Genomic DNA, 26,762 nt, shown 5'->3' on the forward strand with positions numbered 1-26,762 from the left:
TCCCGCCCGAACTGCCCGCACCGCTCGCACGGCTCACGCCGCCCCATAGACTGGTGTGCTGCCCGTCATGAATTCGCCCGAGAGGCCGACTGCCACCCATGAAGCTCGTCTTCGCCGGTACCCCCGAGGTCGCCGTTCCCGCTCTGGACGCCCTGATCGCCTCCGGGCGGCATGAGGTGGCCGCCGTCGTCACTCGGCCCGACGCGCCGGCGGGGCGGGGGCGGAGGCTTGTCGCGAGCCCCGTCGCCGAGCGTGCGGAGGAGGCCGGGATCGAGGTGCTGAAGCCGGTGAAGCCGCGGGACGAGGCGTTTCTCGAGCGGCTGCGGGAGATCGCGCCGGACTGCTGCCCCGTGGTCGCCTACGGTGCGTTGCTGCCGCGGGTCGCGCTCGACATCCCCGCCCAGGGCTGGGTCAACCTGCACTTCTCGCTGCTGCCCGCCTGGCGCGGGGCGGCGCCGGTGCAGCACGCGGTCATGGCCGGGGACGAGATCACCGGGGCCTCCACCTTCCTGATCGAGGAGGGGCTCGACTCCGGGCCCGTCTACGGGACCGTCACCGAGGAGGTGCGGCCCACCGACACCAGCGGGGATCTGCTGACGCGGCTCGCCTTCGCGGGAGCGGGGCTGCTTGCCGCGACCATGGACGGGATCGAGGACGGCACGCTGAAGGCCGTGCCGCAGCCGGCGGACGGTGTCACGCTGGCTCCGAAGATCAGCGTCGAGGACGCGCACGTGGACTGGGCCGCGCCCGCGCTTCGCGTCGACCGGGTCGTACGCGGGTGTACGCCCGCGCCGGGGGCGTGGACCGTGTTCCGGGGGGAGCGGCTCAAGTTGATCCAGGTTGCGCTTGCTCCTGAGCGGACGGATCTCGCTCCGGGGGCGTTGGGCGTCGGCAAGAACAATGTGCACGTGGGTACTGGGTCGTGTGCCGTCGAGTTGCTGTGGGTGCAGGCTCAGGGGAAGAAGCCGATGCGGGCGGCGGATTGGGCGCGGGGGGTTCGGATCGGGTCCGGCGAGGTGGTGGGGGGCTGAGGGTTCCTTTCCGACTGCCGGCTCGGGTGGGTGGATGCGTAGCCGTAGCGACGGGTGGGTTGTCGGGTGCGGGCCGGTGGGGGCTGGTCGCGCAGTTCCCCGCGCCCCTAAAGATGCGCATTCCCCGCGCCCCCAGGAAGAACGAGCCGTCCCCCGGTGCCGCCCAAGAAGAACGAGCCGTCCCCCGTGCCCTCCATGAGCGTGCCCTTCCTCGCGTCCTGAGAAGGAACACGACCGCCCCCGCGACGTACGCTGGACCCGTACCTCTTCCACGATCCGGAGCACCTTTTACGTGAACGAGCAGTCCCGTCGGCCCCGGCAGCAGGGCAAGCCGTACCGTCGTCCCAAGAAGGACCCCGTGCGGATGCTTGCCTTCGACGCGTTGCGGGCGGTGGACGAGAGGGACGCGTACGCGAATCTCGTGTTGCCGCCGCTGCTGCGGAAGGCGCGGGAGAAGGGCGACTTCGACGGGCGGGACGCGGCGCTGGCCACGGAGCTGGTGTACGGGACGCTGCGACGGCAGGGGACGTACGACGCCGTCATCTCCGCGTGCGTCGACCGGCCGCTCCGCGAAGTCGACCCGCCGGTGCTGGACGTGCTGAGCCTCGGTGCGCATCAGCTGCTCGGGACGCGGATCCCCACGCATGCCGCCGTGTCCGCGTCGGTCGAGCTGGCGCGGGTCGTGCTCGGCGACGGGCGGGCGAAGTTCGTGAACGCCGTGCTGCGGAAGATCGCGCAGCACGATCTCGACGGCTGGCTGGAACTGGTCGCGCCGCCGTACGACGAGGACGCCGAGGACCATCTGGCCGTGGTGCACTCGCATCCACGATGGGTCGTCTCGGCGCTGTGGGACTCGCTGGGGGGCGGACGCGCGGGGATCGAGGATCTCCTCGAAGCCGACAACGAGAGGCCCGAGGTGACCCTTGTGGCCCGCCCGGGGCGCTCCACCGCCGATGAGATCCTCGGCGCGCTCGGAGAGGAGAACGCACTGCCGGGGCGCTGGTCGCCGTACGCCGTGCGGCTGTCCGAGGGCGGCGAGCCGGGCGCCATCGACGCCGTACGCGAAGGCCGTGCGGGCGTGCAGGACGAGGGCAGCCAGCTCGTGGCGCTCGCCCTCGCCAACGCGCCCCTCGACGGACCGGACAAGGCATGGCTCGACGGCTGCGCCGGACCCGGCGGCAAGGCGGCCATGCTCGCCGGACTCGCCGCCGAGCGCGGGGCCGTGCTGCTCGCCTCCGAGAAGCAGCCGCACCGGGCCGGCCTCGTCGCCAGGGCGCTCGCCGGGAACCCGGGGCCCTACCAGGTCATCGCCGCCGACGGGACACGGCCGCCGTGGCGTCCGGGGACGTTCGACCGCGTACTGATGGACGTGCCCTGCACGGGTCTTGGTGCCCTGCGCCGTCGTCCCGAGGCCCGCTGGCGGCGGCGCCCCGAGGACCTGGACGGGTTCGCGCCGTTGCAGCGCGGACTGCTGCGTACGGCACTCGACTCGGTGCGGGTCGGCGGTGTCGTCGCGTACGCCACCTGCTCGCCGCACCTCGCCGAGACCCGGGTCGTGGTCGACGACGTGCTCAAGCAGCACGGCGGCTCGGCCGAACTCCTCGACGCCCGCCCGCTCTTCCCGGGCGTACCGGCCCTGGGCGACGGCCCCGACGTACAGCTGTGGCCGCATCTGCACGGGACGGACGCCATGTACCTGGCGCTGATCCGCCGGACCGGCTGAGTTCGGCCGGCGGTGGGGGAATCTCGAACTGCCCGGCCCGGTCTCGCGGCCGGTGGCCACCCCGTGGCCGGTCGGCCACGGGTCTGAGCCTGCCTGGTCGGCCTGTGCGGCCCGGTATCCCGCTCGTCCGTCACAACGGGCGCAGGTGCTCGACCGTGACGCGGTGTTGCTCGGCCAGTCGCCGGGCGATCAACGAGCGGTGGCAGGCTTCCGCGTCGCGCTCGACGCAGAACAGCGCCGCGACCCCACCGCTCGACAGCGCCGACACGATCGGCGTGAGGTCGGCGCTGTCTAGGATCTCGGCGGAGTAGCGGCGGGTGTACTCGGCAGCGAGCTCGTGGCGGGAGCGTTTGCCGACCCCTCGGCGAGCGTCCTCGGCGTACTGGAGCCGGCGTAGCTCGGTGGTCGGGGCGAGGTCGGGACGGTGCTCGTAGGCGATCCGGACACGGGCGAGGGCCGCCTGCAGCCGGAGCGAGTTCGCCCAGGCTCAGTCGGGTCCACGGACACCGCGGCGCCGGCGTACGTCGAGCAACAGGCGGACGTCTGCGTGGCCCAGCCGTTGGAGTAGGACTCGCCGTCCAGGCCGTGGACGCCGGTCGTCACCATTCTGAGCACCCGAAGTCACCTTTCTGCCTGCCGCTCGTGCCGGTTGAACCGGCACGAGCGGAGGTGGCGAGGTCGCGTCACGCGACGGCGGTCCCCTCCAGCTCGACCAGCTGGCCGGGGATCGCCAGCCGCGTCACCCCGAGCATCGTGGTGGCCGGCGCCACCCCGGCGGCGCCCAACCGCGCCGCCAGCACCCCGTAGTGCTGGAACAGCAGATCGACGTCGGTCGCGTAGACGTTGAGCCGGACCAGGTTCGCGAGAGACATGCCGGCCTCGCCGAGCACGGCCTCCAGGTTGTCGATGCTCAGCGCCAACTGCGCCGCCATGTCACCGTCATGCTCGGGCTTGCCGTCGCCGCTCATCGCGGTCTGCCCCGATATGTAAAGGATCCGGGTGTGCCCGGAGACGAGCTCACCCTGGTTGAATCCCATCTCCGCCGACCAGGTCACCGGGTTGACCGCCGTTCGTTCCATCGCCACTTCAGCTCCATTCGATTCATGGGGTGTACGTACGGCCATCGGCTCGGTAGCCGCCGGCCTCGATGTCGTGTCAACGAGCCTCGCAACAAATCACGACATCCTTGGTCATGTATTTCGATAGAGTTCTCGTATGCGTGCCGACCGGTTGGTCTCGCTTGTGCTGCTGCTGCGGCAGCGCGGTCGGCTGACTGCCGACACGCTGGCCCGGGAGCTGGAGGTGTCCACCCGCACCGTGCTGCGCGACATCGAGGCGCTGTCGGCGGCCGGCGTCCCGGTCTACGCCGAACGCGGCAGGCACGGCGGGTTCGCGTTGTCGCCCGGTTTCCGGACCGAGCTCACCGGCCTGAACCACGACGAGGCCCTTGCCCTGCTGACCGCCGGATCGGGGCGCGGCGAGCTGGTGTTCGGCCTCGGCTCGGCGCTCGCCTCGGCCATGCGGAAGGTGGTCGACGCCCTGCCCGAGAGCCACCGGGCGAGCGCGAGCGACGCGGCCCAGCGGTTTCTCGTCGACCCGGAGACCGACCTGCTCTCCCGTCGGCCGGTCACCGAGGAGGTACCCGACACCGTGATGATCGAGGTCCGGCGCGCGGTGCTCGCCGGACACAAGTTGCGCATCCACTACGCGGCCACGGGCCGGCCACCGCAGTGGCGCACGGTGGACCCGATCGGCCTGGTCACCGTACGAGACCGGGGCTACCTACTGGCCACGAGATCCGGCGAGGACCGCACCTACCGGCTGTCGCGGATGTCGGCCGCCGAGGAACTCCCCGAAACGGCACAGCGGCCGAACCGGGTCGATCTGGACCGGATCTGGCGGGAGCGCTCCGCGGAGTTCCTCTCCGGCGGCGACCACAGCACCGTGCTGGTACGGGTGAACCCGGCGCGGCGGGAGGAACTGCTGGACACCGCGCTGGCCGTCCGCGCGGAAGAACCCGACGCGGACGGCTGGCTGCGGCTTGAGGTGACCTTCCAGGATTCACGGCACGCCGAATGGGCGCTGTGGCAGCTCAGCACGGACGCGGAGGCCCTGGCCCCGCGGTCGTTGCGCACCGCCCTGCGGAACCGAGCCGACGCGATGGCCACCCGGTACGGAGACTCCACCTGAGACCGGCGCTCCGTCCGGGCTCGGCTCTCGGCCCACCGGCAACCGGCACCGACAGGCCCACCGGCAACCGGCACCGACAGGCCGGCCGGGCTACTCCGGCGCGCCTCCCGGCTTCGACGCCGGTTCCGGAGGCCCGGTCCCGGGGTCGGTGGCCGTCGGAGGACCTGCCGTGCCCCCGTCCTCGTGGGCCAGCCGGTGCGGCCACCACACCTTCGGGCCGACGTCCAGGAACAGGGACGGCACGAGCACCGAGCGCACGATGAACGTGTCGAGCAGTACGCCCAGGGCGACCGCGAAGCCGATCTCGGCGAAGGCGACCATGGGGAGCGTGCCGAGGGCGGCGAAGGTTCCGGCGAGGACCAGGCCCGCCGAGGTGATGACCGCACCGGTGGTGGCGAGGCCCGTGACCACGCCCTTGCGGGTGCCCTGGCGGCCCGCCTCCTCGCGGATGCGGGTGGTCAGGAAGATGTTGTAGTCGATGCCCAGGGCGACCAGGAACACGAAGACGAACAGGGGGAAGTCCGTCGACTCGCCCGCGTAGTCGAAGATGTGGCGGAACGCGAGCGCACTGATCCCCAGCGCGGCGGCGAAGGACAGCACCACCGTGCCGATCAGCAGCAGCGGGGCGACCAGGGCGCGGAGCACGGCGCACAGGATCAGCAGGACCACGATGAGCACCAACGGGATGATCAGGATGTTGTCGTGGGTCGTGGCCTTGTCCATGTCGAGCAGTGAGGCCGTGCCGCCGCCCACCTGCGCGTCGGCGTCCGGTACTTCGTGCACGGCGTCCCGTACCCGCTCCACCGTCTGTTTCGCTGCCTCGCTGTCCGCGGGTGCGGTCATCGTGGCCTCGAAGAGGACCTTGCCCTCGAACTCGGGTTTCGTGCCCGGTGGCAGGCCGAGGGATTCCGGTACGACACCGCGGGTGGCCGCGACCGCCTGGCCGACGTCCTCGGCCTGGGCGCGGTTGCTGACGATGACGAGCGGATCGCCGCTGCCCGCGGGGAAGTAGCGCGCGGACACCTCCTGGCCGACGATCGAGTCGGGTTTGCCGGTGAAGGCGTCGGCGTTGCTGATGCCCTCCGCGCGCAGCTGGATCAGGCCCAGGGAGAGCAGTGCGAGCGCCGCCGCCGTGACGCCCCAGATCAGCCGCGGGCGACGGGTGATGCGGTTGCCCATCCGCGCCCAGACACCGCGCTCGGTCGGGTCCGCGGAGCCGAAGTGCGGGATCACCGGCCAGAAGATCCAGCGGCCGAAGATCACCAGCAGGGCCGGGAAGAGGGTCATCATCGCGGCCAGTGCCACGGCGACGCCGATGGCGGCGACCGGGCCGAGGCCGCGCGTCGAGTTCATCTCGGCGGCGAGCAGCACCAGCATGCTCAGGACGACGGTCGCGCCGGACGCGAGTACCGCAGGGCCCGCCCGGTGCAGGGCGAGTGCCATCGCCTCGTGGCGGTCCTCGTGGCGGCGCAGTTCCTCCCGGTAGCGGGCCACCAGGAGCAGGGCATAGTCGGTCCCCGCGCCGAAGACGAGGACGGTGAGAATGCCCGCGCTCTGGCCGTTGACGGTCAGGCCCGCGTGCTCGGCGAGGAAGTAGATCACCGCCTGCGCGGTGAACAGTGCGGCGACCACGCCGAGCAGCGGGACCAGCAGCAGGGTGGGACTGCGGTAGGTCAGCAGCAGCATCACGATGACGACGGCCATCGCCGAGAACAGGAGTGTGGAGTCGATGCCCTCGAAGGCCTCGGAGAAGTCCGCGGACGTACCGCCCGGGCCCGTCACATGCACGGCGAGCCCGTCGCCGCCCTTGCCGGTCACGTCACGGATCGAGTCGACGGCGGGCGAGATCTCCTCCCAGCCCTTCTCGTCCATCCTGATGGGGACGTAGATCTGGGCCGCGCGCGGATCGGTCTGCCGGTCGAACACCGGGCCGCGGGTCTCCGCGCCGAGGATGCCGTGCGCACGCAGTTCCTTGATCTGGCGTGCGTCCTCGTCGATCTGTGCCCGCTCCTCGGCCGTCAGGCCGCTCTCACGGGCGTACACGACCACCGCGGGGATCTGTTCCGGCCTGAAGTCCTCGGAGATCTCCAGGACTTGGGTGGATTCGGCGGATCCGGGCAGCCAGGACGCCGCGTCGTTGTCCTGTGCGTCGGTGAGTTTCGAGGCGAAGGGCGCCGTCAGGAACAGCAGCACCAGCCACAGTCCCACGACGATCCATTTGCTGCGTCGGCCGCACACCAGCCAGCCGATGCCGCGTCCCTGCTTCCCCTGTGCGTCCGTCATGGCGACCCCCGTAGCCGCGTGTGGAGCTGGTGGGCCGACAAGGATGGCACGGGCGGCAAGCCGGGTGCAGTCCCTCGGCGGGGTTGGTATATACCGATCGGTCCGGGTCGAGGACTTCGGTGACCTCGGGGACCTCGGCGACCGGGGAGAACAACCGGCGCCGGACGTGGCAGGCTTAACGCATGGCCGCGCAGATCAACCCCAGCATCCTGTCCGCCGACTTCGCCCGCCTTGCCGAGGAGGCAAAGGCGGTGGAAGGGGCTGACTGGCTCCATGTCGACGTGATGGACAACCATTTCGTCCCGAACCTCACGCTAGGTGTGCCGGTCGTAGAGTCTCTGGCGCGTGCTACGGACACGCCGCTGGACTGCCATCTGATGATCGAGGACGCCGATCGGTGGGCGCCGCAGTACGTAGAAGCGGGTGCCGGGTCCGTCACCTTCCATGTCGAGGCGGCCGCCGCACCCGTGCGGCTCGCCCGCGAGATCCGGGCCAAGGGCGCCCGGGCCTCCATGGCCCTGCGGCCCGCGACTCCCATCGAGCCGTACGAGGACCTGCTCCCCGAGCTCGACATGTTGCTGATCATGACCGTCGAGCCGGGCTTCGGAGGCCAGGCCTTTCTCGACATCATGCTGCCCAAGATCCGCCGCACCCGCGAGTTGATCAACAAGCACGGCCTCGAGCTGTGGCTGCAGGTCGACGGCGGGGTCTCGGCCTCCACCATCGAGCGCTGCGCCGAGGCGGGCGCCGACGTCTTCGTCGCCGGTTCGGCGGTGTACGGGGCGGCCGACCCCGCCCAGGCGGTACGTGCATTGCGCACGCAGGCGGAGGAGGCGACGGCCCAGGCAGCATGGGCATGCGACCACTGAGCCAAGGGAACGTGAACGCCGCCCCTCAGGGCTGATCAAGTACGCCGGATCTGCAAGGATGAACGGCGAATCCAGAGTGTGAACAGCAGTGAGGAGATCGCCGTGTCGGGTATGTCGGCGGGCCGGTCGGCCATGCGGATGGGACCCGCTGAGCTGGTGCAGGCGGCGGCCATGGCCCGCCGTTTCTACCTAGAGGGCAAGTCCAAGATCCAGATCGCCGAGGAGTTCGGCGTCAGCCGCTTCAAGGTGGCCCGGGTCCTGGAGACCGCCCTCGAACGGGATCTCGTGAGGATCGAGATCCGCGTCCCCGCCGAGCTGGACGCGGAGCGCTCGGACGCGCTGCGCGCCCGCTACGGCCTGCGGCATGCCGTCGTCGTCGAGTCCCCGGCCGAGGCCGAGGAGTCGCCCGACCCGGAGAACCTCGGTGAGGTCGCCGCCGACCTGCTCGGTGAACTCGTCGCCGAGGGCGATGTGCTCGGCCTCGCCTGGGGCCGCTCCACCATCCACATGGCGGCCGCGCTCGACCGGCTGCCGCCGTGCACGGTGGTGCAGTTGACGGGTGTCTACGACGCAGGGACGGCCGAGCGCGGCTCGGTCGAGGCGGTCCGCCGGGCCGCCCAGGTCTCGGGCGGGGACGCCCATCCCATCTACGCGCCGATGCTGCTGCCGGACGTGGCCACCGCGGCGGCGCTGCGCAGCCAGACGGGGATCGCCCGCGCCTTCGAGTACTTCGACAAGGTCACCGTCGCCTGTGTGTCGATCGGCTCCTGGGAGGCAGGCATCTCGACGGTGCACGACATGCTCACCGAGGAGGAGCGCGCCCACTACGCCACCCTCGGTGTGGCCGCCGAGATGTCCGCGCACCTCTTCGACTCCGAGGGCCGTCGCGTCGGGCGGGACCTGGGGGAGCGGTGCATCACCGTCGAGGCCGACCGGCTGCGGCGGATCCCCGAGGTCGTCGCGATCGCCGGTGGCCAGCGCAAGGCGGCCGCCATCGACGCGGTGCTGCGGTCGGGCCTGGTCACCAGCCTGGTGACGGACACGGCGGCCGCGGACTATCTGATGACGGCGGGTTCGACCCCGCGCCCCGCCCTGAACCGGGCGGACCCGGACGGGCCCTGAGCCCGCAACGCTCCGACGGCGGCTCGGCGACGCGCCGCGTGGGGACGGCTGTGGCAGCATCGGCGACATGCTGCTCCGGTCCGTCCCCCGTCTGTTTCCGGGGCTGTTCCTCTGTCTCGTCGGGTGTCTCGCCGCGGTGCTGCTGACCGGCTGCTCGTCGGCGGACACATCGACAGGGACCGGCGCCGGCACCGGGTCGGCCACGAGCACCGCGGCCCCCTCCTGGGCCGAGGGCATGGAGACGGTCGAGGAGGGGCGGCTGCCCGCCGAGGCCCTTCGGACGCTCGCCCTCATCGACGCGGGCGGCCCCTTCCCGTACGCCAAGGACGGCTCCGTGTTCGGGAACTTCGAGCGTGAACTGCCGCGCCACGAGCGCGGTTTCTACCACGAGTACACGGTGCGGACGCCCGGCGAGCGGGACCGCGGAGCCCGGCGCATTGTCACGGGGCGGGGTGGCGAGGTCTACTACACCGATGATCACTACAACTCGTTCTGGGCGGTGCTGAGATGACGCACGACGTGGCGGGCCGCCACGTGGTCGCGCTGGACCTCGACGGCGTCGCGGACAAGGCGGGCCTCATGGAGCGCTGCGTACGCGCCCTGGAGCTGCCGGACTGGTTCGGGCGCAACTGGGACGCGCTCGCCGACAGCCTCGGCGACTCCACCGTCTGGCCCTCGCCCGCCGTGGAGCAGGGGCTGCTCGTCGTCGTCACCGGCTGGCAGCCGTACGCGAAGGCGCGGCCCGACGAATGGGAGATCGTGCAGGACGTGTTCTCCCAGGCCGCGGACCGCACTCCGCCGCTCACCGTGGCGCTGGCTCTTGGAGGATCGCACCACTAGCCCCCTGACCAGCCTGGACGATCGGCCCGGGGCGTGCGAACCCACTGTCATGGGACAATGAGGTACGTGCTCTTCCCTCGGGCTGTCCTGTTCGGGGGCCACCTCTGAACCACTGGGATGTGCAGCACGTGCGTTTCCTCAACGACATCCAGCCCGCGTACGACCTGACGTACGACGACGTCTTCATGGTGCCGAGCCGTTCCGCGGTCGGTTCGCGGCAGGGCGTCGACCTGGCTTCGCCGGACGGCAGCGGCACCACGATTCCGCTGGTCGTCGCCAACATGACGGCCATCGCGGGCCGCCGGATGGCCGAGACACTGGCCCGCCGGGGCGGGCTCGTCGTCATTCCGCAGGACATCCCCATCGAGGTAGTCACCGAGGTCGTCTCCTGGGTCAAGAGCCGTCATCTCGTCCTGGACACCCCGATCGTGCTGGCCCCGCACCAGACGGTCGCCGACGCGCTGTCCCTGCTGCAGAAGCGCGCACACAACGCCGGTGTCGTGGTGGACGACGACGGCAGGCCGGTCGGCGTGGTCACCGACGCCGACCTGAGCGGCGTCGACCGCTTCACGCAGCTGTCCGAAGTCATGTCCCGGGACCTGCTGCTGCTCGACGCGGACATCGAGCCGGGCGAGGCGTTCAACAGGCTCGACCACGCGAACCGCCGGTACGCCCCCGCCGTGGACAAGGACGGCAGGCTCGCCGGCATCCTCACCCGCAAGGGCGCCCTGCGCGCCACGCTCTACACGCCGGCCACCGACGCGGACGGCAAGCTGCGCATCGCGGCCGCCGTCGGTATCAACGGCGATGTCGCGGGCAAGGCCAAGCAGCTCCTCGCCGCCGGCGTCGACACGCTCGTCGTGGACACCGCGCACGGCCACCAGGAGTCGATGATCGCCGCGGTCAAGGCGGTTCGCGGGCTCGACCCCCAGGTGCCGATCGTCGCGGGCAACATCGTCGCCGCCGAGGGCGTACGCGACCTCATCGAGGCCGGCGCGGACATCATCAAGGTCGGTGTCGGACCGGGCGCCATGTGCACCACGCGCATGATGACCGGTGTGGGCCGCCCGCAGTTCTCGGCCGTGCTCGAATGCGCCGCCGAGGCGAAGAAGTTCGGCAAGCACGTGTGGGCCGACGGCGGTGTGCGCCACCCGCGCGACGTCGCCATGGCGCTGGCCGCGGGCGCGTCGAACGTCATGATCGGTTCCTGGTTCGCCGGTACGTACGAGTCGCCGGGCGACCTCCAGCAGGACGCCGACGGCCGCCTCTACAAGGAGTCGTTCGGCATGGCGTCCGCCCGCGCGGTGCGCAACCGCACCTCGGAGGAGTCGGCGTACGACCGTGCCCGCAAGGCCCTGTTCGAGGAGGGCATCTCGACCTCGCGGATGTTCCTCGACCCGTCCCGGCCGGGCGTCGAGGACCTGATCGACTCGATCATCGCGGGCGTCCGCTCCTCCTGCACCTACGCCGGTGCCAACTCCCTGGAGGAGTTCGCCGAGCGGGCCGTCGTCGGCATCCAGAGCGCGGCGGGTTACGCGGAGGGCCAGCCGCTGCACGCCAGCTGGAGCTGACGCAACTCCCTTCCGCACGGCCCCTGTTGTCCCGCATGCCGGGAAGGCGGGGGCCGTGCCGTTCCCGATGTCGCTAGGGTCGGGCGGATGAGGATCGACGTCTGCCGCGCCGAGGACATCGCGGCGCTGGAGCGGTTCATGCCCTCGCACAGCGTGGACGGGAGCCACGGGGCGCGGTTCGCGCGGCAGGAGGCGGGTGACAGCAGCTATCTGATCCCCTGGCTCGACGGCCTGCCCGTCGGTCACGCGGAGGTCCGCTGGACCGGTTGCGAGGCTCCCGAGGTGCGGGCGGCCCAGCCGGGCTGTCCCGAGCTCAACGGGCTGTTCGTCTGGCCCGCGTCGCTCCGCTCGCGGGGCATCGGAACGGCACTGGTGCGTGCCGCGGAGGAACGGGCGGTCGCCCGCGGAACCTGGCTCATGGGGCTGGGTGTGGGCGACGACAACCCACAGGCCGCGCGGCTCTACGCACGGCTCGGCTACCGGCCCACCGTGTCGTACGTCGATCGCTGGGCGTATCTCGACGTGGACTGTGTGCGCCACGTGTGCGCCGACCCCTGTGTCTTCCTGGTCAAGGACTTGACCCTCCCGTCAAGCTCTCTTGACGTCAAGCCTGCCTGACGAGATGCTGGGGTCATGACGACACCGCAGAGCATCGAGCCCCAGTACACGCTGCTGACCTCCGTGGCCCGTCTCGACGAGCTGCGTGTGCGGGAGTCGCTGGCCGGGGCGGGGAGCGACGAGGAGGCCCTCGACCGGGGCGAGCTGCTCGAACTGCTCGCGCTGAGCGAGGTGGTGGCCCGCAAGGCCGCGTACGGGCGGCAGTTGAGCGTGCGCGCGGCGCGTCGGGCCGGGGCCTCCTGGTCGCAGATCGGAGCGGCCCTGGGCACCAGCAAGCAGGCCGCCTGGGAGGCCCACAACCGGTGGATCGACGAGCAGGCGGCGGCTCACGGGCGGCCCGGGCAGATGGGCTTCGACGAGGGCGACGTGGCCGAGGCACGGGCGATCGCGGGGGAGCCGGACGGGGCCTGAGTGGGCGGCTCCTGCTCCTGGGGACTGTCCTGCGGGCGGGCGGATGGGCCGTGAGACCGGCCGAGGGACGTACCACGCGAGTGGTTCCGGGCCTGCTCTCCGGCCGGGCGGCGGAGCTGTGCGGCGGGCGGAGGGGAAGGTCGCGCAACGGTCGAAAGGCCCCGCGCAACGAACACGCGCCTGCCCGGGATCAACGCAACGATCTTGCGGAGGCGCGCAAGGTTGCTGCATTACGGCTGGAAAGGCTGTCCTCGTAGAGTCGTGCGCTGAACGTAGTGTGGCGGGGACCCCGTGCACGGTGGTCCCCTTCCTTCGGACTGCCGTGGGGCCGCGCCGCCCTGACCGGCAGCGATGAAGGAGCCAGCCGCGTGCTCGACCACGGCGCACCCCCGCAGTCCCGCAGTCACCCCACCCCCGAGCCTCCGGGAGCCGGCGCGCGGCTGATGCGCCGCAAGCCCGTGGAGAGCCTGGTCGCGGAGGGTGGCCAGGGCGAGGGCGGCAGCCTGCGGCGCTCCCTCGGCCTCTGGCAGCTCACGATGATCAGCATCGGCGCCACCCTCGGCACCGGCATCTTCGTGGTGCTCGGCGAGGCCGTCCCCAAGGCGGGCCCGGCCGTCACCGTCTCCTTCGTGATAGCCGGCCTCACGGCGCTCTTCTCCGCCCTCTCGTACGCCGAGCTGGCGGGCACCATTCCGGTCGCCGGGTCCTCGTACTCGTATGCGTACGCAACCATGGGCGAGCTCATCGCCTGGATCTGCGGCTGGTGTCTGGTCCTGGAGTACGGCGTCTCCGTCGCGGCCGTCGCCGTCGGCTGGGGCGAGTACCTGAACGAGCTGCTCGACGGCACGATCGGCGTCACCATTCCGGACGCGCTCTCCGCGCCACCCGGTGACGGCGGCGTCTTCAACCTGCCCGCGCTCATCGTCGTACTGCTCGCCATGGCGTTCCTGCTCGGCGGCGCCCGTGAGTCCGCACGCGCCAACACCGTCATGGTCGTCGTGAAGATCGCCGCGCTGCTGCTGTTCTGCGCGATCGGCATCCAGGGCTTCCGCTCCGGCAACTACGAGAACTTCATGCCGCTCGGCATGGCGGGCGTCAGTGCCGCCGGAGCGACCCTCTTCTTCTCCTACATCGGCTTCGACGCGGCCTCCACGGCGGGCGAGGAGGCCAAGAACGCTCAGCGCGACCTGCCGCGCGCCATCATGCTCTCGCTGATCATCGTGACCGCGCTGTACGTGCTCGTCGCGGCCGTCGCCGTCGGCGCGAAGCCCTGGCAGGGCTTCACCGACTCGGAGGCCGCGCTCGCCGGGATCATGAAGGACGTCACCGGGGACGCCTTCTGGGGCACGCTGCTCGCGGCCGGCGCGGTCATCGCCATCGCGAGTGTCGTGCTGACCGTGCTCTACGGGCAGACCCGCATCCTCTTCGCCATGTCCCGCGACGGGCTCGTGCCCAAGGTCTTCTCGCGCGTCCACGCGAAGACCGGTACGCCCCGCGTCAACACGGTCATCGTGTCCCTGTTCTGCGGTGTCCTCGCCGCCGCGATTCCGCTCGGGCAACTCGCCGACGCCACCAGCATCGGCACGCTCTTCGCCTTCGCGCTGGTCAATGTGGCCGTTGTGGTGCTGCGGCGTACGAGGCCCGAGATGCCCCGTACGTTCCGGGTGCCGCTGTCGCCGGTGATGCCCGCGCTCGGCTTCGCCTTCTGTGTGTGGATGATGGGCAGCCTCGACACCGTGACCTGGGTCGTCTTCGGGGTCTGGATGGCCGTCGGGCTCGTGTTCTACTTCAGTTACGGCTATCGCCGCTCCCGTCTCGCCACTCCAGAGAAGTGATCCACCCGCAGTGCTGAACGATCTCGACGAACGCATCGTGCACGCCCTCGCCGAGGACGCCCGCCGCTCCTACGCCGACATCGGGCAGGAGGTGGGGCTGTCCGCGCCCGCGGTGAAACGGCGGGTGGACCGGTTGCGGGCCACCGGGGCGATCACCGGGTTCACCGTTCGGGTCGACCCGGCCGCGCTCGGGTGGGAGACGGAAGGGTTCGTCGAGATCTACTGCCGGCGGAACACCTCGCCGGAGACGATTCAGCGGGGGCTCGAGCGGTATCAGGAGGTTGTTGCCGCGTCCACCGTGACGGGGGAGGCGGATGCGATGGTGCAGGTCTTCGCCTCCGACATGCGGCATTTCGAGCGGGTGCTTGAGCGGATTGCCGGGGAGCCGTTCGTGGAGCGGACGAAGTCCGTGTTGGTGCTGTCGCCTTTGCTGCGGCGGTTTTCTTCGGGGTCGCCCACGTAGGTGGTTGTCCGGGGTGGGTGGCGGCCGCGGGTTCGTCGTGGCTGGTCGCGCAGTTCCCCGCGCCCCTGAAAGATTGCGCAGTTCCTCGCGCCCCTGAGGGGGCGCCCCCCGGTCCGTGGTCGCGTGCGGGTGGGTGGGGGCTGGGCGCGCAGTTCCTCGCGCCCCTGAAGGGGCTGGTCTCAGAAGTCGGACTGGCCTGATTGGCGGGCCAGGGCGTTGTTGGCTATGGAGTTGTGGACGCTGAAGGTGATGGCGTCCGGGCGGTAGCGGTCGTCGGACCATTCGACCGGGCGGCCCTCGCGGGTCGTTGTCACGCGGCGGACGCGCAGGAGAGGGCTGGTGCGGCGGACGTCGAGGAGTTCGGCGTCCTGGGCGCCGGCCGCCACCGCGTCGATGACGTGCTCGCCGTAGGCGAAGACGAGGCCGGTGTCCTCGTAGAGGCGCTGGGTGACCGAGGGGCAGTCCGGTTCGACGGCCTCGACGGCGGGGGAGATCCAGGCCGCGTAGACCGTGCGCTCCAGGAGGACCGGGTCGCCGTCCAGGCCGCGTACGCGCAGGACGTGCAACACCGGGGTGCCCGTGGACAGTTGGAGGCGGACGGAGTCCTCGGGGGTGGCCGGGCGGTACTGCGACGACACCACGTGGCCCGTCGCCTCGCGGCCCATCGCGCGGGCCCACTGGGCGAAGCTGCGCAGTTCCTCGAAGGACTGGCTGCGGCGGCTCGCGAGGACCACGCGGCGCGCGCCCTGCCGGGAACCGATGAGGCCCTCGGCGGTCAGGGCGGCGACGGCCTGGCGGACCGTTCCGCGGGAGACGCCGTAGCGGGCCGCAAGGTCGGTCTCGGCGGGCAGTCGACTGCCCACGGTGTACTCCTCGAGGTCGATCGCCCGCCTGAGTTCCTCGGCGATCTCCTCGTGTCGCGTCGCCATGCTCCCCCTCTGTGCGCAGATGAGTACCCCTTGATCAGCCTAGACGAGGATCGCCGGTGACAGGTGCGTCCGGCGAGTGGCAGGGAAATCAAGGGTCACGGTTTCGACAATGTTTACGAACAGGTCATCAATGCCGGGCCTACTTGGGCCAACTTGTTCAGACAAGTTCTGCTGACCAGCTCTGCGTCTCGTGTCACCCCTGCGCGCCCCCTGGAGAAGAACGTGACCGTGTCCCTGCCCAGAACAGCCGTCTTCGTCGGCGCCGCCGCACTCGCCCTGAGTGCCTGCGGCGCGGCCCCCGACGACGCGTCCACCACCACCGACGGCAGGAGCGCCGCCACCGCGACCTCCGCCGAGGCCTTCGGCGGCATGGACGCACTGGTGAAGGCGGCCAAGAAGGAGGGCACGCTGCAGGCGATCGCACTGCCCCGCGACTGGGCCAACTACGGCGCCCTCATCGACGGCTTCAAGAAGAAGTACGGCATCAAGATCGAGGTCGAGAACCCCGACGGCACCAGCCAGGACGAGATCAACGCCGTGACGTCGAGGAAGGGACAGGGCCGGGCGCCCGACGTCCTGGACCTGGGCAGTTCGTTCGCGCTCAGCGCCGCCCAGCAGGGACTCCTCGCGCCCTACAAGGTCGCGGGCTTCGCCGACATCCCCGAGGGGCAGAAGGACGCGCAGGGCCGCTGGTTCAACGACTACGGCGGCTACATCTCCATCGGCTGCGACGCCAAGCGCGTGAAGACCTGCCCGACCACCTTCGCGGACCTGCTGAAGCCGCAGTACAAGGGGCAGGTGGCGCTCAACGGCAACCCCACCAAGTCCGGTTCGGCGTTCGGCGGTGTCTGGGCGGCCTCCCTCGCGAGCGGCGGCTCCTTCGACGACATCCAGCCCGGCCTCGACTTCTTCGCCAAGCTGAAGAAGAACGGCAACTACACGCCCGTCGAGTCGACTCCCGCCACGGTCGAGAAGGGCGAGACGCCGATCAGCATCGACTGGGACTACCTCAACGCCGGGTACGCCGACGAGTTCAAGAGCAAGGGTCTCGACTGGAAGGTCGCGGTCCCGTCCGACGGCAAGTTCTCCCAGTACTACTCGCAGGCCATCAACAAGGACGCCCCGCACCCGGCGGCCGCCCGCCTGTGGCAGGAGTACCTCTACAGCGCCGAGGGCCAGAACCTCTGGCTCAAGGGATACGCCCGCCCGGCCCTGATGACCGCCATGGAGAAGGCCGGCACGCTCGACAAGACCGCGGCCGCCAAGCTCCCCGAGGTCTCCGGGACGCCCTCATTCCCGACCGAGGCCCAGCAGAGCAAGGCCAAGACCGTGCTCGGCCAGGGCTGGGGCAAGGCCGTCTCCGGATGACCGCGACCCTCACCCGTGTGGACGTGGCGCCCGTCGCTTCACCGAAGCGGCGGCGCCACGCGCCCGGCTGGCTGGCCGTCGTCCCGCTGCTCGCCTTCGTGGCGCTCGCCTTCGGGATTCCCGCGCTGGCCATGCTGAACGGCGCGTTCACCGTCAAGGACCCGGCCACCGGGGCGACTTCGTACACCACGGCGAACCTGACCGCCTCGCTGAAGGGCGCGTACCTCACCGCCCTGCTCGGCAGCGTCAAGCTGTCCGCCGTCTCGGCGGTCATCTCGACGGTGTTCGGCCTGCTGGTCGCCCAGGCCGTGGTGACCTCCCGCTTCCGTGCGCTGCGCGAGGCCGTGCTCACCGCGTCCGGCGTGCTCGCCAACTTCGGCGGCGTCCCGCTGGCCTTCGCGTTCGTCGCCACGCTCGGCAACTCCGGTGTCCTGACCCGGCATCTGGGCCTCGCCGACAAGGGCTGGGACCTCTACAGCTTCTCGGGTCTGGTGATCGTCTATCTCTACTTCCTGATCCCGCTGATGGTCCTCACCATCACACCCGCCCTCGACGGACTGCGCGTCCAGTGGCGCGAGGCCGCGCGGAACAACGGCGCCACCGCCGTCCAGTACTGGCGGCACATCGCCCTGCCCGTCCTCGCGCCCTCACTCCTCGGCGGGTTCGTGCTGCTCTTCGGCAGCGCCTTCGCCGCGTACGCCACCGCCGCGGCCATGGTGGGCAGTTCGGTCCCGCTGGTCACCCTGCAGATCGCCGACGCCATCTCCGGCAACGTCCTGGTCGGCCAGGAGAACGTGGCGCTCGCCTTCAGCCTCGACATGGTCCTCGTCGCGGGCCTGGTGATGGCCGTGTACCTGCCCCTGCAACGACGGAGCGCGCGATGGCTCGACAACTGAACCGGTCCGTACGTCCCTGGCGCGGGGTCGTCCTCGCCGGCGCCGCGCTCTACTTCCTGGTGCCGCTCGCCGCGTCCGTCGTCTTCACGGTCGACGTGCCGGGGGAGGGCGTCACCTTCGACGCGTACACGCAGATCTTCGGCACCGACGGGTTCGTCTCCAGCCTGCTGCTCTCGCTGGAACTGGCCGCCGCCACCATCGCGATCGTGCTGCTGCTGATGGTGCCCGCGATGGTCGCGCTGCGTCTCGGCGCCCCGAAGCTGCGGCCCGTCGTCGAGATCGTCTGCTCACTGCCGCTCGTCGTCCCGCCGATCGCGTTCGTCGCCGGGATTGGCACGGTCCTGAAGTGGGGGCCCGAACACCTCTCCCGCACCCCGCTGTTCCAGACGTTCGTGTCGATCCAGAACCCCGACTTCCCGTTCGTCCTCGTCCTCGCGTACGTCGTGATGGCGCTGCCGTTCGTGTACCGGGCCCTGGACGCCGGGCTGCGCGCGATGGACGTACGCACCCTCGTCGAGGCGGCCCGCAGCTGTGGCGCGGGCTGGCCCCAGGCGCTCGTACGGGCCGTGCTGCCGAACCTGCGCGGGGCTCTGCTCAACGCGTCGTTCCTGACCCTGGCCCTGGTGCTCGGTGAGTTCACCGTCGCCCAGCTGCTCGGCTTCCGGCCGTTCGCCGTGTGGATCGTCAACGTCAGCGGTTCGCAGGCCCAGTTGTCCGTCGCCGTGTCCGTGCTCAGCCTGCTCGTCACGTGGGCACTCCTTCTCGCGCTCGCCGGATTCGGTGGGCGCTCCCGTACCGCTCCCCGGGGATGAACCATGACCGCAACCACGCTTGAGAAGACGGCCACGACGGCCGCCACCGTCGAGTTCCGGGGCCTGCGCCGGGAGTTCGGCCGGACCGTCGCCCTCGACGGGCTCGACCTGACCGCACGGCCCGGTGAACTCCTCGCCCTGCTCGGTCCGTCCGGCTGCGGCAAGACCACGGCGTTGCGGATGCTCGCCGGGTTCGAACACCCCGACTCCGGTGAGGTGTTGGTCGACGGCGAGGACGTCACGCGCGTCCCGGCCCACCGGCGCGACGCCGGAATGGTGTTCCAGTCGTACAGCCTCTTCCCGCACCTCAGCGCGCTCGACAACGTCGCCTTCGGACTGCGGATGCGCAAGGTGCGGACCACCGAACGGCAGGCGCGGGCGGCTGAGTTGCTCGAACTCGTCGGGCTCGGCGACAAGGGTGCGAGCTTCCCGCATCAGCTCTCCGGCGGTCAGCAGCAGCGCGTGGCCCTTGCCCGCGCGCTCGCGCTGCGGCCCCGCGTCCTGCTCCTCGACGAACCGCTGTCGGCGCTCGACGCCAAGGTGCGGCTCACGCTGCGCGAGGAGATCCGCCGGCTCCAGCAGGAACTCGGCATCACCACCCTGTTCGTGACGCACGATCAGGAAGAGGCCCTGTCGATGGCGGACCGGGTCGCCGTGATGCGCGCCGGACGGCTCGAACAGTGCGCGGCTCCGGCCGAGTTGTACGGGCGGCCCGCGACCGCGTTCGTCGCCGAGTTCGTCGGCACGATGAGCCGCATACCGGGGCGGGTGACGGACGGAACGGTCGAGGTGCTCGGGCAACGGCTGCCGGTCGACGGCGAAGCGCCCGCCTCGCCCGAGGTCGACGTGCTCGTACGGCCGGAGGCGGTGCGGGTGACGGCCGAGGACACCTCGGACGCCCGGGTCGTCGCCTCCGCCTTCCTCGGCGCCGCCACCCGCGTCACCGTCCGGCTCGCCGACGGCACCGAGGTGAAGGCCGATCTGCCGACCCACGAGGCCGCCGCGCTGGGCGCGGGTGCCGCCGTGACCGTGAGCCTGCCGGAGCGTCCCGTCCTGGTCGCCGACCGTCTGTGAGAGAGAGCCGCGTGACCCCCCACACCACCCCCGACTCCCACCCCCCTCGACTTCCCCAACAGCCGCTCCAGGCCGTCCTGTTCGACATGGACGGGACCCTCGTGGACACCGAGCGGCTGTGGTGGGACGCGGTCGAGCACGTCGCGGCGGGGCTCGGCAGGTCGCTCACGGAGGCCGACGAGGACGACGTGCTCGGGCGGCCCGTCGAGCACACCGCCGAGATGCTGAGCCGGACGACGGGCGCCCCGTTCGCCGAGGTCGCCGCGGACCTGCACCGGGAGTTCGCCGTCCGGGTGCGCTCCGGTGTCGTGGCCAGGCCCGGCGCGCTCCGGCTGCTCGACGCACTGGCCGCGGACGGCGTGCCCACCGCTCTGGTGACCGCGTCACCGCGTGCCATCGCGGACCTCGTCGTCGAGGCCCTGGGCACCGGCCGCTTCGCGGTCACCGTCACCGCCGACGACACCCCGCGCACCAAGCCCGCCCCCGACCCGTATCTCGCCGCCTGCCACGCCCTCGGCGTCCAACCCGCGTCCTGCGTGGCGGTCGAGGACACCCGGACCGGTGTCTCCTCGGCGGAGGCGGCGGGCTGCACGGTGCTCGCGGTCCCGTCGCTCGCGCCGATCGCCGCCGCGCCGGGCCGCACGGTCCGGGAGAGTCTGGAGGACGTGACCCCGGCCGGACTGCGCGACATGATCACCACCCGTGAGGCCCCTGAACCGTCTGACCATTCTGACCTGCCCGAGCTCTCTGACCTGCGTGAACTTCGCGTGATGAGCTGGAACCTCTGGTACGGCGGCACGAAGGTCCGCCATCACCGTGAGAAGCAGCTCAAGATCATCTTGGAGTCCGGAGCCGATGTGGTCGGCCTGCAGGAGACGTACAGCACCGCTGCCCGGGAACTCGCCGAAGCGCTGGGCTGGGCGTACCACCAGGCGGGCGAGAACCTCGGTGTCATCAGCCGGTATCCGATCACGGACAGGCTGGGCGCCGCAGACCCCGGCTTCTACGGGGCGACCGGAGTACGCGTCACGCTCGGCGCGGACCAGGACGTCGTGCTGTGGAGCGCCCACCTCGACTACACGCCGTACGGCCCGTACGAGGCGTCCTTCGACGGGCTCGCCGGGCCCGAACTGGCGGCCCACGAGTCGGGACGGCTGGGGCAGGTACGGGAGATCCTGGCCGCGATGGCCCCGGACCTGACGGCCCGCGACACCACTCCGGTCCTCCTGGTCGGCGACTTCAACGCCCCCTCCCACCTGGACCGCGAGGACGCCGAGTGGCCCGTGACCAGGGCCGCGGAGGAGGCCGGCCTGCGCGACTCCTACCGGGAGGCGCACCCCGACCCCGTCCGGAGCCCCGGCCACACCTGGTCGCCGGTCCACTCCGAGCACGAGGACGGCAGCGGACGCCCGGAGCCGCAGGACCGGATCGACTACGTGCTCTGCGCGGGCGCCGGGCTCCGGGTCCTCGACTCCCGCACCCTCGTCACCGGCACTCCGCGCCCCTGGCCCGACGTCGAGGACAACGACTGGCCGTCGGACCACGCGGCGGTGATCACGACATTCTCGCTGGGCCGGGCAGCCGGTTCCGGCTGAGCGGCTTTGGGGGTGCAGCACCGCGCTCCTTTAGGGGCGCGGGGAACTGCAGGGGCGCGGGGAACTGCACGACCAGCCCTCACCGGGCCCGCAGAATTAATCACCGCACCCTCAGCGGAGCGCCTAGCATTGCTGTCATGACCTGGCGACATTGATCCACCAGCCGTGCCTCCCGAGGGGCCCGAGGACCGCCTCGGACGCCGTATCTCCGGCGTCCGAACTGTCCCTGCGGTCCCTGCGGGAAGGCCTCATGACACTCTCACCTGCGCGTGTGCCCGGCACCGGCCCTGGCTCCGGCCCCGCCGTCCGGCGGCTGACGACCACGCTGTACGGCTACGCGTTCCTCGACGACTTCGTCCTGCTCTACCCGGTGTACGCCCTGCTGTTCAGCGACACGGGGCTCACGGTCTGGCAGATCTCCTCGCTGTTCTGCCTGTGGTCGCTGACCGGCGTCCTGCTGGAGATCCCGTCCGGCGCCTGGGCCGACGCCGTCTCGCGGCGCCTGCTTCTGTGGTTCGGACCGCTGCTCACGGCCGCCGGATTCGCCCTGTGGGTGCTCGCCCCGTCGTACTGGGCGTTCGCCCTCGGCTTCGTCCTCTGGGGCGCCAAGGGAGCGCTCGGCTCCGGCGCGCTGGAGGCGCTGGTCTACGAGGAGCTGGACCGTCTCGGCGCGGCGGCCCGGTACGGGGCCGTCATGGGCCGGGCCCGCGCGGCCGGGCTCGTGGCCGTGATGGCGGCGATGCCGCTGACCGCGCCGGTGTTCGCGTTCGGCGGCTACCCGGCCGTCGGGTTCGCCAGTGTGCTGGCCTGTCTGCTCGCTGCGGCCACCGCGGCACGGTTTCCGGAGCACCGGGAACCGGCCGAAGCGGCGAAGGACGGCGACGCCCGCCGCGATCGAGCGGGCGACGACTCCTGCGAGGGACCGGGCGACGGACCTGGTGCGGGACTGGGCGACGGCCCCGGCGACGGCTGGACCCGGACGCTGCGGGCCGGGCTCGCCGAGGCCCGTGGCGACCGGTCCGTCCGTGGTGCCCTGCTGCTCGTCCCGGCCGTGACCGCCGTGTGGGGCTCCCTCGACGAGTACACACCGCTGCTCGTCCGCGACACGGGCGTCGCGGAAAGCGCCGTCCCGCACTGGCTGTTGCTGATCTGGGCGGGGGCGACGGTCGGCGGGCTGCTCGCCGGCGTCGGCTGCCGGCTGGGCACGGGCGGGTTCGCCGGGCTGCTCGCGGTCTCGGCCGTGGCACTGGCCGCGGGCGCGTGGGTACGGACACCAGCCGGCATCGGGCTGGTGGCGCTCTCCTTCTGCGGGTTCCAGCTGGCGAGCGTGCTGGCCGACGCCCGGCTCCAGGACCGGATCGGCGGAACCGGCCGGGCCACCCTGACCTCGGTGGCCGGAGTGGGCACCGACCTGACCACCATCGCCGTGTACGGGGCATACGGGGTGGTCGGGTCGGCGACGACGCACGGCGCCGCCTTCGCCCTGTTCGCGGTGCCCTACCTCGTGGCGGCCGCGCTGCTGGCGGCCGCCGGGAAGGGGCCGGCAGGGAAGAGGGCGGCCCGCGCGGCTAGAACCTCGGGTTCCAGGGCACGACCGTGAAGTCGCCCGTGCCCTTCTTGACCTTCTCGAAGGGCGCGGAGCCGACGCACTTGGGCAGGTCCTTCGTCTCGACGGGGTTGCCGGTGGAGGCCCAGCTGTATCCGAGCCGGTCCTGCCGTCCGGTGTCGTGGACGGTGATGCCGACCCGCTTGCCCTTGGCGCCCGGCAGATCCGAGTCGGTGACGACGCCGGAGACGACGGCCACCTTGCCGCCGGTGAGGAGGCAGTCGACCTCGGCCTTCGCCCAGGCACCGTCGCCGCCGGCGTAGTGGCTCCACTCGAAGGTGCCGGTTGCCTTCAGCGGATCGTCCGTGTCCTTCGCCGCCAGATGCGCGTCGAAGGAGAACGTGATGTCGTCCCCGGCCGACCGGTACAGCTTCGCCCTGCCGGTGAGCGCGGCGGCCTCGCGCCGCCGCTCACCGGCCGCGGAGGCGACGGAGTGCGCTGAGGCGGGGGAGGCGGTGGAGGGCGTCGAGGTCTCTCCGGCGGCGGCGGTCGACGACGTGTTGGATGCGGAGGCGGACGCGGCGGCCCCGGTGGCCCCGGCGGTCACGAGCAGAGCGGCACCGAGTACGGCGGTCTTCGTACGGCGATTCATGTCGGCCCTTTCGGTGGTTCGTCCGGTGGTTCGGTGACTGGTGCGGACAGCACTCACTGTCCCGGCGCAGGCGCCGCGCCACATCGCGCCGCAGGCTGCACCGCGCCTCCGCCACCCGGCGGGGGAGTACACCCCTGACCTGCGCCCCTGGGAGTACGGGCCCTCGTGCCAGGGGCGCGCATGCCAGGGGGCGCAACGAATCGCCGCCGTACCGCCGACGGACGCAACGATTCGTTCACCGGCGCGCAACGGCTCCTCCTTGTCCGCCCGAGCCTGCCGCCCGTACCGTCTATCTGGCCCCCGAACCCCTTCCGATTCCGGTGAGGATCACGCATGCGCACCGCCCTGCTCCAGAGCTCCGGCCGTCCCGGCTCGGTCGTCGAGAACCTCAAGGTCCTCGACGAGGCCGCGGGCCGTGCAGCCGCCGCGGGCGCAGGGCTCCTCGCCGCCCCGGAGATGTTCCTGACCGGCTACGCGATCGGTGCTGACGTGCGCAGGCTCGCCGAGCCCGCCGACGGCGACTCCGCGGACGAGATCGCCGAGATCGCCTCCCGGCACGGCGTGGCCATCGCCTACGGCTACCCGGAGCGCGCCGCTGAGCTGGTCTTCAACTCGGCCCAGCTGATCTCCGCCGACGGCACGCGTCTCGCCAACTACCGCAAGACGCACCTCTTCGGCTGCTTCGAGCAGGAGTGGTTCACCCCCGGGGACGAGCCGGTCGTCCAGGCCGAGCTGGACGGCCTCCGCGTCGGCCTGATGATCTGCTACGACGTGGAGTTCCCGGAGAACGTCCGTGCGCACGCCCTCGCCGGCACCGACTTCCTCGTGGTGCCCACGGCCCAGATGCACCCGTTCCAGTTCGTCGCCGAGTCCGTCGTACCGGTGCGCGCCTTCGAGAACCAGATGTACGTCGCGTACGTCAACAGGGTCGGCGTGGAAGGGGAGTTCGAGTTCGTCGGGCTCTCCACTCTGGCCGGCCCGGACGGGGGCGCCCGGGCCCGCGCCGGCCGCGGCGAGGAACTCGTCCTCGGTGATGCGGACCCCGCTCTCCTCGCCGCCTCGCGCGAGGCCAACCCGTATCTGAAGGACCGCCGCCCCGGCCTCTACGGGTCCCTCGTCTGACACCCCCGGACGCCTGACACCCCCAGCCCCACCCGCCTCACCCCAGCTTTCCCGCAAGGAGTCCGTACCCCATGACGTCCACGGTGCCCCCCGCCGTCCCGCACACCGACGCGCAGCCGCCGATCACCATGTTCGGCCCGGACTTCCCGTACGCGTACGACGACTTCCTCGCGCATCCCGCGGGCCTGGGCCAGATACCGGCGACCGAGCTCGGCACCGAGGTCGCCGTCATCGGCGGCGGTCTGTCCGGCATCGTGGCCGCGTACGAGCTGATGAAGATGGGCCTCAAGCCCGTCGTGTACGAGGCCGACAAGATCGGCGGGCGGCTGCGGACGGTGGGCTTCGACGGGTGCGACCCCTCCCTCACCGCCGAGATGGGCGCGATGCGCTTCCCGCCGTCCTCCACGGCGCTCCAGCACTACATCGACCTGGTGGGGCTGCGGACCGAGCCGTTCCCCAACCCCCTTGCCGAGGCGACCCCTTCGACCGTGGTCGACCTCAAGGGCGAGTCGCACTACGCGACCACCGTCGACGACCTGCCGCAGGTCTACCGCGACGTGATGAACGCGTGGAACGCCTGCCTCGAAGAGGGCGCCGACTTCTCCGACATGAACCAGGCCATGCGCGAGCGCGACGTGCCGCGCATCCGCGAGATCTGGGCGAAGCTCGTCGAGAAGCTCGACGACCAGACCTTCTACGGCTTCCTCTGCGAGTCGGAGGCCTTCAAGTCCTTCCGGCACCGCGAGATCTTCGGCCAGGTCGGCTTCGGAACCGGCGGCTGGGACACCGACTTCCCGAACTCCATCCTGGAGATCCTGCGCGTCGTCTACACCGAGGCCGACGACCACCACCGCGGCATCGTCGGCGGCAGCCAGCAACTCCCGCTGCGCCTGTGGGAGCGCGAGCCGCAGAAGATCGTGCACTGGGCGTACGGGACGTCGCTCGCCGACCTCCACGAGGGGACGCCGCGGCCCGCCGTGACCCGCCTGAACCGCACGGCCGGCAACGGGATCACGGTCACCGACGCCTCCGGCGACATCCGTACGTACCGGGCGGCGATCTTCACAGCCCAGTCCTGGATGCTGCTGTCCAAGGTCGCCTGCGACGACGCGCTCTTCCCGATCGACCACTGGACGGCCATCGAGCGCACCCACTACATGGAGTCGAGCAAGCTCTTCGTGCCGGTCGACCGGCCGTTCTGGCTGGACAAGGCCGTCGACGACAGGGGAAATCCGACGGGCCGTGACGTCATGTCGATGACGCTCACCGACCGGATGACGCGCGGCACCTACCTCCTCGACGACGGGCCGGACAAGCCCGCCGTCATCTGCCTCTCCTACACCTGGTGCGACGACAGCCTGAAGTGGCTGCCGCTGTCCGCGAACGAGCGGATGGAGGTCATGCTGAAGTCGCTCGGCGAGATCTATCCGAAGGTCGACATCAGGAAGCACATCATCGGCAACCCGGTGACCGTGTCCTGGGAGAACGAGCCCTACTTCATGGGCGCGTTCAAGGCCAACCTGCCCGGCCACTACCGCTACCAGCGGCGCCTGTTCACGCACTTCATGCAAGACCGGCTGCCCGAGGACAAGCGGGGCATCTTCCTCGCGGGCGACGACATCTCCTGGACGGCCGGCTGGGCCGAGGGCGCCGTACAGACCGCCCTCAACGCCGTATGGGGCGTCATGCACCACTTCGGCGGCGGAACGGACCCGGCCAACCCGGGCCCGGGCGACGTATACGACGAGATCGCTCCGGTAGAGCTCCCCGAGGACTGACGACAGGACGATTCGGGCCCTGCCCCGCCCCTTC

General features: G+C 71.2%; 25 protein-coding genes. 20 read left to right on the plus strand and 5 right to left on the minus strand.

Features of this window, described 5'->3' with window-relative positions; genetic code table 11:
* Positions 1-98: 98 nt before the first annotated feature.
* Both fmt and OG718_RS43015 read left to right on the plus strand, forming a co-directional pair.
* Positions 99-1,031, plus strand: coding sequence for a methionyl-tRNA formyltransferase (gene fmt, locus OG718_RS43010; protein WP_143635350.1), 933 nt, complete (start codon positions 99-101; stop codon positions 1,029-1,031).
* Positions 1,032-1,323: 292 nt separating this feature from the next.
* On the plus strand, positions 1,324-2,754 hold the full coding sequence (locus OG718_RS43015; RefSeq protein ID WP_328846706.1) for an RsmB/NOP family class I SAM-dependent RNA methyltransferase: 1,431 nt from the start codon (positions 1,324-1,326) through the stop codon (positions 2,752-2,754).
* A 130-nt stretch (positions 2,755-2,884) separates the two neighbouring features.
* Here the strand turns inward: OG718_RS43015 and OG718_RS43020 are convergent, their stop codons facing one another.
* Together OG718_RS43020 and OG718_RS43025 are read right to left on the minus strand one after the other, a co-directional pair.
* Positions 2,885-3,220 (minus strand): DUF488 domain-containing protein, encoded by a 336-nt coding sequence (locus OG718_RS43020; protein ID WP_328847926.1) that lies wholly within the window; start codon positions 3,218-3,220, stop codon positions 2,885-2,887.
* A gap of 217 nt (positions 3,221-3,437) precedes the next feature.
* Complete coding sequence (locus tag OG718_RS43025) at positions 3,438-3,833, minus strand: RidA family protein (RefSeq protein ID WP_328847927.1); 396 nt, start codon at positions 3,831-3,833, stop codon at positions 3,438-3,440.
* Between the two features lie 136 nt (positions 3,834-3,969).
* Here OG718_RS43025 and OG718_RS43030 point away from each other — a divergent pair, with 136 nt between their 5' ends.
* Positions 3,970-4,944: a helix-turn-helix transcriptional regulator gene (locus OG718_RS43030; protein WP_328846707.1), complete on the plus strand. Its 975-nt coding sequence runs from the start codon at positions 3,970-3,972 to the stop codon at positions 4,942-4,944.
* A 90-nt stretch (positions 4,945-5,034) separates the two neighbouring features.
* On the opposite strand, the gene OG718_RS43035 is transcribed toward OG718_RS43030, so the two are convergent.
* Entirely contained in the window at positions 5,035-7,227 is a 2,193-nt protein-coding gene (locus tag OG718_RS43035) for an MMPL family transporter (RefSeq protein ID WP_328846708.1), read from the minus strand.
* 182 nt (positions 7,228-7,409) lie between these two features.
* On the opposite strand from OG718_RS43035, the gene rpe reads away from it, so the two are divergent.
* From rpe to OG718_RS43080, 9 genes are all read left to right on the plus strand, one after another.
* Positions 7,410-8,096: a ribulose-phosphate 3-epimerase gene (rpe, locus tag OG718_RS43040; protein ID WP_143635342.1), complete on the plus strand. Its 687-nt coding sequence runs from the start codon at positions 7,410-7,412 to the stop codon at positions 8,094-8,096.
* Positions 8,097-8,174: 78 nt separating this feature from the next.
* Entirely contained in the window at positions 8,175-9,218 is a 1,044-nt protein-coding gene (locus OG718_RS43045; RefSeq protein ID WP_055618140.1) for a sugar-binding transcriptional regulator, read from the plus strand.
* 67 nt (positions 9,219-9,285) lie between these two features.
* Complete coding sequence (locus OG718_RS43050; RefSeq protein ID WP_328846709.1) at positions 9,286-9,729, plus strand: ribonuclease domain-containing protein; 444 nt, start codon at positions 9,286-9,288, stop codon at positions 9,727-9,729.
* Positions 9,726-10,058 carry a barstar family protein gene (locus OG718_RS43055; protein WP_143635338.1) on the plus strand — a complete coding sequence of 111 codons (333 nt, stop codon included), beginning with the start codon at positions 9,726-9,728 and terminating at the stop codon, positions 10,056-10,058. Before OG718_RS43050 ends, OG718_RS43055 begins: the two co-directional genes overlap by 4 nt.
* Positions 10,059-10,186: 128 nt before the next feature.
* Positions 10,187-11,629 (plus strand): GuaB1 family IMP dehydrogenase-related protein, encoded by a 1,443-nt coding sequence (locus OG718_RS43060; protein ID WP_186001124.1) that lies wholly within the window; start codon positions 10,187-10,189, stop codon positions 11,627-11,629.
* Positions 11,630-11,716: 87 nt separating this feature from the next.
* Positions 11,717-12,247 carry a GNAT family N-acetyltransferase gene (locus OG718_RS43065; RefSeq protein WP_328846710.1) on the plus strand — a complete coding sequence of 177 codons (531 nt, stop codon included), beginning with the start codon at positions 11,717-11,719 and terminating at the stop codon, positions 12,245-12,247.
* 15 nt (positions 12,248-12,262) lie between these two features.
* A complete protein-coding gene (locus OG718_RS43070; protein WP_143635333.1) occupies positions 12,263-12,658 on the plus strand; it encodes a hypothetical protein in 396 nt (131 codons plus the stop codon).
* Between the two features lie 368 nt (positions 12,659-13,026).
* Positions 13,027-14,493 (plus strand): amino acid permease, encoded by a 1,467-nt coding sequence (locus OG718_RS43075; RefSeq protein WP_143635331.1) that lies wholly within the window; start codon positions 13,027-13,029, stop codon positions 14,491-14,493.
* Between the two features lie 10 nt (positions 14,494-14,503).
* Positions 14,504-14,956: an Lrp/AsnC family transcriptional regulator gene (locus OG718_RS43080; RefSeq protein WP_055618648.1), complete on the plus strand. Its 453-nt coding sequence runs from the start codon at positions 14,504-14,506 to the stop codon at positions 14,954-14,956.
* Positions 14,957-15,135: 179 nt separating this feature from the next.
* Here the strand turns inward: OG718_RS43080 and OG718_RS43085 are convergent, their stop codons facing one another.
* Positions 15,136-15,885, minus strand: coding sequence for a GntR family transcriptional regulator (locus OG718_RS43085; protein ID WP_143635329.1), 750 nt, complete (start codon positions 15,883-15,885; stop codon positions 15,136-15,138).
* A gap of 222 nt (positions 15,886-16,107) precedes the next feature.
* Here OG718_RS43085 and OG718_RS43090 point away from each other — a divergent pair, with 222 nt between their 5' ends.
* From OG718_RS43090 to OG718_RS43115, 6 genes are all read left to right on the plus strand, one after another.
* On the plus strand, positions 16,108-17,253 hold the full coding sequence (locus OG718_RS43090) for an ABC transporter substrate-binding protein (RefSeq protein WP_143635327.1): 1,146 nt from the start codon (positions 16,108-16,110) through the stop codon (positions 17,251-17,253).
* A complete protein-coding gene (locus OG718_RS43095) occupies positions 17,250-18,149 on the plus strand; it encodes an ABC transporter permease (RefSeq protein ID WP_328846711.1) in 900 nt (299 codons plus the stop codon). Before OG718_RS43090 ends, OG718_RS43095 begins: the two co-directional genes overlap by 4 nt.
* Entirely contained in the window at positions 18,134-18,961 is an 828-nt protein-coding gene (locus OG718_RS43100; RefSeq protein WP_186001102.1) for an ABC transporter permease, read from the plus strand. The genes OG718_RS43095 and OG718_RS43100 overlap by 16 nt, the downstream gene beginning before the upstream one ends.
* A gap of 3 nt (positions 18,962-18,964) precedes the next feature.
* Positions 18,965-20,035 (plus strand): ABC transporter ATP-binding protein, encoded by a 1,071-nt coding sequence (locus OG718_RS43105; protein ID WP_143635323.1) that lies wholly within the window; start codon positions 18,965-18,967, stop codon positions 20,033-20,035.
* Positions 20,036-20,046: 11 nt separating this feature from the next.
* Positions 20,047-21,630, plus strand: a complete 1,584-nt coding sequence (locus OG718_RS43110; RefSeq protein WP_328846712.1) for an HAD-IA family hydrolase — start codon at positions 20,047-20,049, stop codon at positions 21,628-21,630.
* Between the two features lie 250 nt (positions 21,631-21,880).
* Entirely contained in the window at positions 21,881-23,230 is a 1,350-nt protein-coding gene (locus OG718_RS43115; RefSeq protein WP_328846713.1) for an MFS transporter, read from the plus strand.
* Here OG718_RS43115 and OG718_RS43120 read toward each other — a convergent pair.
* Positions 23,199-23,828 carry a Repetin gene (locus OG718_RS43120; protein ID WP_143635320.1) on the minus strand — a complete coding sequence of 210 codons (630 nt, stop codon included), beginning with the start codon at positions 23,826-23,828 and terminating at the stop codon, positions 23,199-23,201. The two genes, OG718_RS43115 and OG718_RS43120, sit on opposite strands and share 32 nt — an antisense overlap.
* Before the next feature lie 333 nt (positions 23,829-24,161).
* Here OG718_RS43120 and OG718_RS43125 point away from each other — a divergent pair, with 333 nt between their 5' ends.
* Together OG718_RS43125 and OG718_RS43130 are read left to right on the plus strand one after the other, a co-directional pair.
* Complete coding sequence (locus OG718_RS43125; RefSeq protein WP_328846714.1) at positions 24,162-24,950, plus strand: carbon-nitrogen hydrolase family protein; 789 nt, start codon at positions 24,162-24,164, stop codon at positions 24,948-24,950.
* Between the two features lie 71 nt (positions 24,951-25,021).
* Positions 25,022-26,728 carry a flavin monoamine oxidase family protein gene (locus OG718_RS43130; RefSeq protein WP_328846715.1) on the plus strand — a complete coding sequence of 569 codons (1,707 nt, stop codon included), beginning with the start codon at positions 25,022-25,024 and terminating at the stop codon, positions 26,726-26,728.
* Positions 26,729-26,762 lie beyond the last annotated feature (34 nt).

The sequence above is a fragment of the Streptomyces sp. NBC_00258 genome (assembly GCF_036182465.1).
Taxonomy (GTDB): Bacteria; Actinomycetota; Actinomycetes; order Streptomycetales; family Streptomycetaceae; genus Streptomyces.